This is a genomic window from Marinobacter sp. (assembly GCF_046484525.1).
Lineage (GTDB): Bacteria > Pseudomonadota > Gammaproteobacteria > Pseudomonadales > Oleiphilaceae > Marinobacter.
In genome coordinates, this window is sequence record NZ_JAWOIS010000043.1 from 72,076 (window position 1) to 83,073 (window position 10,998).

Sequence of the window (10,998 nt, forward strand, 5' to 3'; positions counted from 1 at the left end):
TCAATCCTGATGCCACAGGTTACCGTATGTGGCTGGAAAATCAGACGTTCATTATGCCTGATCAGTCTGACCAATGGATGCGACAACTGAAGTCGCGGGAGTTCAACCGGTCGATCATTTTTTAATCATATGTTGCCGGTCTGCAGCGTATGATCTGGGGAGGGCGTGGCGCAAAAAGTGGAGGTGAGAATGATGGCCTGGAATCCTCTCCGGAAAAGAGTCCGTTTACCCTCGTTTCTGGTCCTTGTCTTGTTGGTGGTCGCGCTGCCGGGTGTGCCCAGTGCCGAGGAACAGGGCGAGGCCATTGAACAGACCATCCTGAGGCAGATTGAAGCCTTTGCCAACGACGACCAGGAGGCTGCCTGGTCGTTTTCATCCGAGGGTATCAAGCGTCGATTTGGTGATGCCGATGTGTTCTTCAGCATGGTTCGGGAGGCCTACCCTGCGGTACACCGGGCCTCGACTATTGAGTTTGTTGAGCTGGTTCCCCACGGTGCATTCGATATCCAGGTGGTACGACTGACCGGTCCGAACGGCAAACGCTGGCATGCCTACTACCGGATGGTGCACAGTGATGGCGACTGGCGGGTTGCGGGTGTGCAATTGCAGCCTGCGGACATGGGAATCTAAAGCGTGTTTGAGGTCACGGGCGAGCGGGCGTAGAGTTGCATGACCTGACTGCTTTCCGTGAATTGCCTGCTCGCCCTATGACCACGTTTGATCCTGCCACTGTGCCGCGTACCGCGGACCTGGAAAACCCGCTGTATTATCTGAAAAATATGGAGACCGTGGTGCGCTGGGTACTGGATCATCACCGGGACCTGCTGACCGGGTCAGAGATCCGTGTGCTGGAAACCTTCCTGGGTCTTGAGACAGTGGAAAAAGCTCTGTTGACCCGGTTGGTGATGCGCTCAGGTGACCTGTTCCGCGCGGACAAACTGGCCTATCCGGAGCTGGATTCGCCAGTTCCTGAAATCCTGTCTCGCCTGGTGTCGGAAGACTGGCTCGAATCTGAGCCTGTGATCGACCTCGACGAGCTCTTTCGCCTGTTTACCCTGGCAGAGCTGCGGCCCGCCTTCGCCGATGTATTGCAGAACCTTGGCCACGGCCGGAGCGTTCCGAAGGCCACCATGAAAGCGGTGCTTTCAGATCACCTGTCGGGCGACCGGCCGATGGCGGAATGGTTCGACGCCGGTGATGCCAGGGTGGTCCGGCTGCAACACATGGCGCTGTTTGATCGTGTCCGGCTGATGTTTTTCGGCAATCTGCGCCAGAGCTGGTCCGATTTTGTGCTGGTGGAACTGGGTTACCAGGCCTACGAGCAGGTGCCAATCAGTCGCGAATCCCGGGCATTCGACTGCCGCAGTGACGTGGACTGCTATCTGGCCATGCAGGAGTGCCGGGATCAGCTCGACCGGGAGGTGCCGGCGCCCGAAGTTTGGCCACAGGTGCCCGGGCCGGTGACCAACGTCTGGCTGGCCAGCCGTCGGGACCGGCTGCTGCTGGAACTGGGTCGACAGGCCGAGCGCCAGGGCGACCGGGAGCTGGCACTCATCGCCTGGGCCCAGAGCCGGCATCGGGAGGCCAGGTTGAAGCAGCTGCGGCTGCTGGAGCGGATGAAACGCCACCAGGAAGCCTGGGACATCGCCAGGCATTGGCAGAGGGAAGAATTGAGTGATGCCGAACGCCAGGGCCTGGACCGGATCCTGAAACGGCTGGCCCCGAGGGTAGGCGAGCCCAAGCCGGCTCCGGCGGAGACACGACCGATCAATGAGTGGCACGTCTCGCTACCCCGGCCGGAGGCTGTCTCCGTGGAATGGGCAGCGGCGGAACACCTGAACCGACCCGAAGCACCGGTGGCCTATGTGGAGAACACCCTGATCAACGGCCTGTTCGGCCTGTTGTGCTGGCCGGTGATCTTCAAGCCGGTGCCCGGTGCTTTTTTCCACCCCTTCCATACCGGCCCCGCCGACCTGACCCGGGAGGATTTCGTGGAGCGCCGCCGGTGCGATTTCGAGGCCTGCTTCGCTACCCTCGGCGATGGTGGATATCGATAGCGCATCCTGGACACCTGGCATGACAGGCAGGGGCTCGCCAATCCGTTTGTCATCTGGCCGGCTCTGTCCCAAGCCCTGATCGAGCTGGCGCTGGAGTGCATCCCGGCGGTGCACCTGGAGGCCCTGTTCCGGCGTCTCTTGCTGAATGTGAAGGAGCACCGCAGCGGCTTCCCGGACCTGATCCAGTTCCACCCGCAGCGTCCTGATGATGAATCGCGATATGAAATGGTGGAGGTGAAAGGCCCGGGTGACCGGTTGCAGGATCACCAGCGCCGGTGGCTGGATTTTTTTGCCCGGGAGGGCATTCCTGCCAGTGTCTGTTATGTCCGTTGGGCCGAGGATTCCGGCGTCGGGAGCAGTGAATGAAAGCGGCGGTGCGTACCCTGTGCGAGTTTGCCGCCCGGGCCGGGGACCTGGACTTCCGGTACACCCCGGCACCCTCCTCAGAGGAGGGCATTGCTGGCCATCAGACTATCCAGTCCCGCCGGGGCTACGGCTACAAAAGCGAGTATTTACTGACCGGTGAATGCTTGGGAATAAAGCTTTCCGGAAGAGCGGATGGTTATGATCCCCATCGTGGCCGGCTGGAGGAAATCAAGACCCACCGGGGCGACCTTGCCCGGGTACGGGAACACCAGCGGGCCCTGCACCGGGCCCAGTTGCGGGCCTACGGTGCCCTGCTGTGCAAACAGGAAAAGCGGAAAAAAATCGAGCTGGTGCTGGTGTATTACGACACCGGTCGGGACAAGGAAAGTCAGCTTGCCGAAACCGCCGATGCCGATGAACTCTGGCAGGAACTCGAAGAGCTGTGCCGACGATTTCGAGCCTGGGCCGAACAGGAAGAACACCACCGGAACCAGCGTAATACTGCCCTCGCCCGACTGAGTTTCCCCTTTGCCGACTTCCGGCCGCGCCAGCGGCAACTGGCCGAAACGGTTTACAAGAATGCCATGACCGGCGGCACCTTGTTGCTGGAGGCGCCCACCGGTCTGGGTAAAACCCTGGGTACGCTGTTTCCGGGCCTGATGGCCATGGCCCGGGCCGACCAGGACCGTCTGTTCTATCTGACCTGCCGCAATACCGCCCGGCAGTTGGCCCTGGATGCTGTGGATAAACTCAGGGACGCCCAGGACGAATCTGTTAACTGGTCGCTCAGGGCGCTGGAGCTGGTGGCGAAGGACGATGCCTGCGAGCACCCCGACAAGGCCTGCCACGGCGAATCCTGTCCGCTGGCCAAAGGGTTCTTCGATCGACTGCCGGACGCCCGTGCCGAGGCGGCTCAATGCGCGGCGCTCACCCGGGCCGAACTGGCGCGTATTGCCGCGGGCCATGATATCTGTCCCTATTTCCTGGCCCAGGAGATGGCCCGGTGGAGTGACGTGGTGATCGGCGACGTCAACCGGATGTTTGACCAGTCTGCCCTGCTCCACGGTCTGGTTCGCCAGAATCAGTGGAAGGTCCCGATCCTGGTGGATGAGGCCCATAACCTGGTGGACCGGGCCCGGGGCATGTACTCGGTAACGCTTGAACAGCAGCGACTGTTGCGGGTAAAGAAAACCGCCCCGAAGGTGCTGAAGAAGGCCCTGGAACGCACGGCGCGCGCCTGGCAAACCCTGATCCGGGATCAGGACATGGATCCGGCTGTGCTGGTGTTTCTCGAGGTTTTGCCGGCAAGCCTGATCGGTAGTCTGCAAGGGCTGGTTTCGAGTCTGACCGATCACCTGGCGGACAACCCGCCGGATCTGGCACTGCAGGAACTGCTGTTCGAGAGCGTCGGCTTCATGAAGCTGGCGGACAGCTTCGGTGACCACTCCCTGTGTGAATTCCGGCGCTCCGGTCGCGGCCGGGCCTCACTCACCATCCAGAACCTGATTCCGGCGGACTTCCTGCGCGAACGCTTCGCCGCTGCCGACTCGGTATTATTGTTTTCGGCCACCCTGAGCCCGGGCATTTACTACCGGGATCTGCTGGGCCTGCCGGAAACCACCGCCTTTACTTCCCTGCCCAGCCCTTTCAGCGCCGATCAGCTGCAGGTCCACTTCACGCCGAGGATCAGTACCCGCCAGGCACATAGGGAGGCATCGCGGGCGCCGATTGGCAGCATTATTGCCCGTCAGTTCCGGGAACGTCCCGGCCATTATCTGGCCTTCTTCAGCAGTTTCCAGTATCTCCGGGCCGTCAGCGAGACCCTCGCCGAACAGGCACCGGAAATCCCCCAGCGTTGCCAGGCGCCGGGTATGAGCCAGGGCGAGCGAGAGGCCTTCCTGGCAGAGTTCCGTCAGCCGGAGCCCGCTGTTGCGTTTGCCGTACTCGGCGGAGTGTTCAGCGAGGGTATTGATTTGCCGGGCGAACAACTCATTGGTGCTTTCGTGGCGACTCTCGGGCTGCCGCCGTTCGACCCCTGGCACGAGATACTTAAGGAGCGTTTACAGGAGCGCTTCGGCGCGGGCTATGACTACACCTACCTTATCCCGGGACTCCGGAAAGTGGCCCAGGCCGCCGGCCGGGTGATCCGGACCCCGGAGGATCGGGGCGTGATCTGGCTGATTGATGACCGGTTCACGCGCCCGCAGGTGCGGAACCTGCTGCCGCGCTGGTGGTTTTAATGATCTATATGCAAAAATAAACTATCCAGGGTGAATGTAGTTACATTTTGCTATGGAAAAGTTTATTTGCGGAACTAGAAAGTGTGGCCTTATCAGACTGGTTTCAACTTCGACAAGGACACTGAGCGCGAATGAACAAGACGGATCTTGTTTTTCAGAGTTATGGACGTTGCTGCCGCAAGGATGATTTTTTCGTCGATTTCTACGACTTTTTCATGTCCGGTTCGGACACCATCCGCAACCGCTTCCTGAAAACCGACATGGACGCCCAGCGGCACCTGCTCCGGAACGGCATCGTGCAGCTGATCCTGCACGCCCGCACGATCCCGACTACACGCCAGAGCTGGGCAAGGCCTGGCGTGACGTCCTGAACCCCGGGATCGACCTGATCCGCGGGGCTTACTGAGCGTTAGCCCTCACCCCCGCGGTGCGGGCTTTGCGAGCCATTCATGACCCTTCAGCATGCCGTGCCAGTAAAGGCCCGGCAGCTGCTTGGCCTTCAACCACCAGGCCGCCCGAGTTGCTTTGGTGCCATCATTGAGCCATTTCGGGAAGCTGGGCTGCAGCTTGCCACCATAGCCGAACTCCGCCAGCACAATCCGGCCATTCTCTACCGTCAGCGGGCAGGAACCGTAGCCCAGGTAGGCTGCCTTCAATGGTTGGTTGCGCACAGTTGCCAGCAGGTTTTCGGCCACCACCGGAGCCTGTTTGCGGACTGCAGCGGCGGTCTTGGCATTGCCAGTACCACTGACATCCCCGAGGCCGAAGATATTGGTGAAGTGCTTGTGGCGCAGGGTGTCATCTTCCAGGTCCAGCCAGCCACCCTCATTGGCCAGAGTCGACTCCCGGATAAATTCTGGCGCTCGCTGCGGCGGTACTGCATGCAGCATATCGAATTTCACGTCCTCGTGCCGGCTGTTGCCCTCGGTGTCGGTGATGCGGAAAGTGGCCGTCTGGGCCGGGCCATTCAGGGCGATCAGGTTGCTCTGGAAGTTGACGTCGATGTCGTATCTGCGTATGTACGTCTCCAGTGCGGGCACGTGGTCGGGAACGCCAAACAGCACCGCACCTGCGTTGTGGAACTGGACATCAATGTCCTTCAGCACGCCGTGCTTGAGCCAGTAGTCTGATGACAGATACATGGCTTTCTGGGGCGCCCCCGCGCATTTGATCGGCATGGGTGGCTGGCTGAAAAGTGCCCGTCCCTGTTTCAGGCGTTGCACGGTTTCCCAGGTATAACTGGCCATGCCCTCCAGATAGTTTGAGGTCACACCGTTTTTCCCGAGTGCTTCCTCAAGGCCTTCGATGGCTCCCCAGTTCAACTCCAGACCCGGGGCAAGGACCAGTGTTTCGTAAATCATCCAGGATCCGTCTGCCAGCTGGATGCGGTTCTGATCCGGATCCAGGGCGATGACCTTCTGCTGGTACCAGCAGACGAACGAGGGCATGACTTCTTTCATGGGTTTGGACGTCACCTCAGGACGAAAGACGCCGCCGCCAACCATGGTCCAGCCGGGCTGGTAATGATGGGTGGATGAGGGTTCCACCACCGCAATATCGAGTGAGCGGTTCCGCTTGTTGAGGCTGGACGCTACTGATACACCGGCAGCTCCGCCACCCACAATCACAACGGTGTGTTTCTTATCGGATTCCCGTGGGACTGCATTCAAACTCATGCCTTGAACCTCTCTGTTTGTCGTTGTTAGAGCAACTGCCAGGCCGCAGTTGATATTGATCAAATAGTAACAAACATAGAGTAATAACGTTATACCGAATAAATATATCAGTGCTTCAGAACATGACACGTAATCTAGTAAAACTCTATCAAGAGAGTTATTCCGATAGTTTAGTTGGGAGCCAAAGTGGGAAAGTACGGTTCGTGAGAAGAAGCAGGCAAACAAGTACCTGGGGGCATCAGCGAAGAGGCCTATATGGCAATGAGAAATCAGCTGACCCTGATGCTGATGGCCCAGGCCCGGCGTTTCCTTCGACTGGAATTCTTCCTGTCATGGTGGGCGCCATCTTTTCCGATGGTGGGGATTACTCGCTAAGATCCTCGTAGCCGGTCACCATGGGCTTGATGTGGCTGGTCAGCGTGTGGCCCATGGTGGTCATGTACACGTGGGCGATGATGAACACCAGCATGGCGAAGGCGGCACCGGTGTGTATAAGTGCCACCGATTCCAGTTCCAGGGCACCGGCCAGGGTTGCCGGCCAGTCGTTATAGAACAGGTAGAGCAGCCCGGTCACCCAGATCACCGGCGAGATCACCACCTTGAAGAACAGATAGGCCAGCCGTTGCAGAGGGTTATGCTTGGCCCTGGTGGTTTTGCGGTACGGGTGCTCGGCACCGGTGAAAGTGCCAATCAGGTAATAGTGGATGACGGCGAACAGGCCGTCTTTCGTGGGTATGTACTGGCGCCACTCACCGGTGGTGAAGTGCCAGAAGATGGCAAACAGCCAGAGCACGATCAGGGCCCAGGCGGCCAGCGTGTGGATCCGGGTCGCCTCGCCGAATCCCAGCCAGGAATAGCTGCCGTGAATCTCGAACCCGGTGATCAACAGGGTGAAGATCAGCAGTGCCTGGCACCAGTGCCAGAAGCGCTCGAAGCGTTTATACATCATTACCCGGCTCATGAGTGCTTCCTCCCCCTGAAGATCATCCGTGCGATGGCGTGGAGAATGACGCCCAGAAGGGTCAGTGCCACTGCCAGCCAGCCAATCCGGTCTAACCAGACGTTGCTGTCGTGCCCGGGCATGTAGATACCCCCGATACCGGCCAGCCGGCTCTCGGTGGCATGGCAGGATCCGCAACGCAGCGCTTCCTCCGCCGGTGGCACCATGTGGGCAATGGGCCAGTACATCCGGGTTTCGACAAAGTCGAACTGGCCACTGAAGGGCATTCCGGACATCGCGCTGCCCGCCTCGAGGGCTTTCTGCCAGCTGAAATTGCTCCACAACGATGTGTCGTCCGCCCCAAAGACATGGGTCACCAACAGGGTGCCCAGCTCGGTATCGTAGGGCTGTTTGCCTCGCATCAGCTTGAAGGGCCAGATCCGGGAATCCGGGTCGTCCGGACCGCCGTCAAAGTGGTTGATGTCTATGGGCGGATTGGACAGGTCCAGTTTCTGATCGATCAGGGTGTATTCCACGGTACCGTCGAACCAGGCATAGTGCGGAACCACGTCCTCGCTGTGGCGGAAATTGCCCTTGGTGCTCAGGTAACTGACGTGGCCGTTTTCGTCATATTCGGTGATGGGGTTACCGTCCTCATCTAGTTTGCCGGCGGTCGACCAGTCCCACCACATCTTGGTGGGTACCCCGCCCCGGGCAAACTCCGGCACGTGGCAGGTCTGGCAGGCCAGGGTATCCACGTGGTCGTTGAGTTTCTGCTGCTCGTGGGGGCTGGCACCATGACAGGACTCGCAGGTGGTACGGGTCATGTCGGTGTGGCCAGGTACGTCGATGCCGACGGTGTCCGTGGCCTGGACCTGGTAACGACTGCCGGACACATTGTGCCCCCAGGTGGAATGACAGTCGGCACAGGCGAAGTCGAGACCCTCCGGGGACATGTGCACGTCCAGTGCCTTGGGCGGGTTTACCAGGGACGAATCCAGGTCACCGTGTTTGACGCCGTCACCGCCACCGCCATAGAAGTGGCAGCTGCCGCAGTTGGCCCGGCTGGAGGCGCCGACGTTCCGGGCAACATTGACCAGATCGGGTGGCTGCACCATCTTGCTGCTGCCTATTGGCCACTCCCGGGGAACGTAGGTGGGGTGCCCGGCCAGTGTCGGGAATTTCCAGTAATTGCCGGTGGTGTCGTGGCAGACCAGGCAATCCACTGCCGAGTCCGCCTGGGGTGGCGGCTGGTTCATGTCTTCCCAGCCATAGCCGACGTGGCAGGAGGTGCAGCGGGCCTCGTTGGTAACCGGCATGCCACAGAAGCTGTTGATCACCTTGCTCTTGCCCAGTTGCTGGCCGGTTTCCGGGTGATCGTAGAGCCAGGTCCAGTGGGTCGTGCCCTTGACCTGCTCGGCCGCTTCGGTGTGGCAGCCCAGGCAGGCCTCGGTGACTTCCGTGGCGTCCTCGAAAGGACCCTTGAGCGCTTCGAACTTGCTGTGGTCTGCGGTGGGAGGTGAGCGTTCTGCGCTCTGAACAAGCCCGATCATCGACCACAGGGTTATGGCCAGCAGCAGCTGAATCCCGCGCATAGTGATCCCCAAAACGCTGTCTGACGTCATGGTTCCCTCCACTCTTGAAGGTATCGGCTCGTGGTATCGTCAATCCTTGCCGATCCGGTGTTTTATAGCCTAGTCCAGTTCCTGGAAGTTCCTCCAGTTTCGGGCCTGGTGGCAGCATCAAGTGTTGATCGTGGTCAAAATATGAGCGTCGGACTACCGGCTCGATACGGGCATAGTTACGGTTGTGAAGTTATATTGTCAGAAGGGGTCCTTTTTACTGCTGTATGGAGAGGCGATTGGCGGCGATATTCCTTGCAGTGCGACGAGTTCCGTTGTGGCCGGTATTGGCGACCCTTCTGGTGTTATCGGGGTGTGCCCTGCCACCGCTGGCCGATCGGCCTGACAGTCGATCGTTCCCCCAGTCACAGACCCGGGAAACGGTCCTGGGCCAGGCCATTACCCCGAAAACCGATGCCCATCCCGGCCTGAGTGGCATCATCCTGCTACCGGATCCCTACGATGCCTTTGCCGCCCGGGCCCTGCTGGCCGAGGCGGCGGAGGCCAGCCTGGACGTCCAATACTACATCTGGCGTCCCGACACCACGGGCACCCTGATGCTGTACACCCTGTATCGGGCCGCGGAACGGGGAGTCAGGATCCGGCTGTTACTGGATGACAACGGCATCGTGGGTATGGACGACATCCTGGCGGCCCTGAGTCAGCACCCCAACATCGAGATTCGCCTGTTCAATCCTTTTGTGGTCCGCAACCCCAAGTGGCTGGGCTACCTCACGGATTTCCGGCGTCTCAATTACCGAATGCACAACAAGTCCCTCACGGCGGACAACCAGGTCACGATCATTGGCGGCCGGAACATTGCGGATGAGTACTTTGGCGCCGCCGGGGGTGGCTTGTTTGCCGATCTGGATGTGCTGGCCATCGGTCCGGCCGTGGATGATATTTCCCGGGATTTCGACCGATACTGGGCCAGTAACGCCTCGTGGCCGGCCCGACAGATTCTGGGGGAGCCCGAACCTGGACCGGATCCGCTGGCGGAACTGGCCGAACTGTTAAAAGTCTCGGAAAACAGTATTGCCTCCTCGGTCTATGCCCGCACGCTGGAGGATTCAGCGTTCCTGCGCAAGTTGCTGATCGGTGAACTGACCTTCAGCTGGGCGCCGGTGGTTATGGTCAGTGATGATCCCGCCAAGGTTCTGGGCCGGAATGGGAACGAGGATTTGCTAAGCCAACAGCTGGCCAGGGCGCTGGAGGATCCCGAACGAAGCATTACCCTGGTTTCCCCCTACTTCATCCCGGGGGATGCCGGGGTCGAACTGTTCCGGACGCTGGAGGAACGGGGCATTGAGGTACGGGTTCTGACCAACTCCCTCGAGGCCAACGATGTGGCAATGGTGCATGCTAGCTACAGCAAGTACCGGAAACCGCTGTTGCGGGCGGGTGTGGAGCTGTGGGAGATGCGTCGGCTTGATGACGAGGCCCCGAAGGAACAGGACCTGCAAACCGGCATGATGGGCATTTCGGTGTCCAGTCTGCACGCCAAGACCTTCGCAGTTGATGGCGAGATCCTGTTTGTGGGCTCGTTCAATTTCGATCCCCGTTCCATCCACCTCAATACCGAACTGGGCTTCGTGATCAAGAGCCCGGAACTGGCCCGGACCCTGGAACGGGAGTTTGACGAGCAGGTGCGTTCCAGCGCTTATCAGGTGGTACTGGGCGAGGACGGCGAACTCCGCTGGTTGGAGCGGCAGGAACACCGGACGGTGACATACAGCCATGAACCGGGAACCGGGCCACTGAAGCGGATAATGGTGTTTTTCTGGTCGCTGATGCCGATCGAATCCCTGTTATAGGGTGATCAAATCCAGGGATAAGACAAAGCAAGCAATGCGGGAAAGTGGTCGGCGTGGCAGGATTCGAACCTGCGACCCCTTCGTCCCGAACGAAGTGCGCTACCAAGCTGCGCCACACGCCGAACAACGGCCGGTATTATACGGATTAAACGAGGTTTGGCTACCCCTCGGGCGGGGAATTTTCGTCCGTATAACTGCTGAGACCGGCCGTATCGCCTTCCCTGTTACCCGGCGGTGGGCAACAGGGAGATGTCCGCCACCCGCAGGAACAGGTTGCGCAGAC

The 10,998-nt window shown here is 59.9% G+C and carries 9 protein-coding genes and 1 tRNA gene; 6 read left to right on the plus strand and 4 right to left on the minus strand.

The features are described 5' to 3' along the window. The first annotated feature begins 192 nt into the window (after window positions 1–192). The 5 genes from R6W86_RS09725 to R6W86_RS09745 all read left to right on the plus strand — a co-directional run bounded on the left by R6W86_RS09725 (window position 193) and on the right by R6W86_RS09745 (window position 5,034). Window positions 193–630, plus strand: a complete 438-nt coding sequence (locus R6W86_RS09725; RefSeq protein ID WP_410329159.1) for a DUF4864 domain-containing protein — start codon at window positions 193–195, stop codon at window positions 628–630. Between the two features lie 77 nt (window positions 631–707). Next, window positions 708–2,057, plus strand: a complete 1,350-nt coding sequence (locus R6W86_RS09730; RefSeq protein WP_410329160.1) for a VRR-NUC domain-containing protein — start codon at window positions 708–710, stop codon at window positions 2,055–2,057. A 6-nt stretch (window positions 2,058–2,063) separates the two neighbouring features. Next, window positions 2,064–2,423 carry a VRR-NUC domain-containing protein gene (locus tag R6W86_RS09735; protein ID WP_410329171.1) on the plus strand — a complete coding sequence of 120 codons (360 nt, stop codon included), beginning with the start codon at window positions 2,064–2,066 and terminating at the stop codon, window positions 2,421–2,423. Then, on the plus strand, window positions 2,420–4,663 hold the full coding sequence (locus tag R6W86_RS09740) for a helicase C-terminal domain-containing protein (protein ID WP_410329161.1): 2,244 nt from the start codon (window positions 2,420–2,422) through the stop codon (window positions 4,661–4,663). Before R6W86_RS09735 ends, R6W86_RS09740 begins: the two co-directional genes overlap by 4 nt. A 131-nt stretch (window positions 4,664–4,794) precedes the next feature. Further along, on the plus strand, window positions 4,795–5,034 hold the full coding sequence (locus tag R6W86_RS09745; protein WP_410329162.1) for a hypothetical protein: 240 nt from the start codon (window positions 4,795–4,797) through the stop codon (window positions 5,032–5,034). 45 nt (window positions 5,035–5,079) lie between these two features. Here R6W86_RS09745 and R6W86_RS09750 read toward each other — a convergent pair whose 3' ends face one another. The 3 genes from R6W86_RS09750 to R6W86_RS09760 all read right to left on the minus strand — a co-directional run bounded on the left by R6W86_RS09750 (window position 5,080) and on the right by R6W86_RS09760 (window position 8,904). After that, window positions 5,080–6,339 (minus strand): FAD-dependent oxidoreductase, encoded by a 1,260-nt coding sequence (locus tag R6W86_RS09750; RefSeq protein ID WP_410329163.1) that lies wholly within the window; start codon window positions 6,337–6,339, stop codon window positions 5,080–5,082. 364 nt (window positions 6,340–6,703) lie between these two features. Further along, the gene (locus R6W86_RS09755; RefSeq protein ID WP_410329164.1) at window positions 6,704–7,300 is read right to left on the minus strand and encodes a cytochrome b/b6 domain-containing protein; all 597 of its coding nucleotides are present in this window, start codon (window positions 7,298–7,300) and stop codon (window positions 6,704–6,706) included. Continuing rightward, window positions 7,297–8,904, minus strand: coding sequence for a tetrathionate reductase family octaheme c-type cytochrome (locus tag R6W86_RS09760; protein ID WP_410329165.1), 1,608 nt, complete (start codon window positions 8,902–8,904; stop codon window positions 7,297–7,299). The genes R6W86_RS09755 and R6W86_RS09760 overlap by 4 nt, the downstream gene beginning before the upstream one ends. Window positions 8,905–9,140: 236 nt before the next feature. Between R6W86_RS09760 and R6W86_RS09765 the strand changes: the two genes are divergently transcribed. Next, window positions 9,141–10,715: a phospholipase D family protein gene (locus R6W86_RS09765; protein ID WP_410329166.1), complete on the plus strand. Its 1,575-nt coding sequence runs from the start codon at window positions 9,141–9,143 to the stop codon at window positions 10,713–10,715. Window positions 10,716–10,760: 45 nt separating this feature from the next. Here the strand turns inward: R6W86_RS09765 and R6W86_RS09770 are convergent. Continuing rightward, window positions 10,761–10,837: transfer RNA gene (locus R6W86_RS09770), tRNA-Pro, on the minus strand. Window positions 10,838–10,998 lie beyond the last annotated feature (161 nt).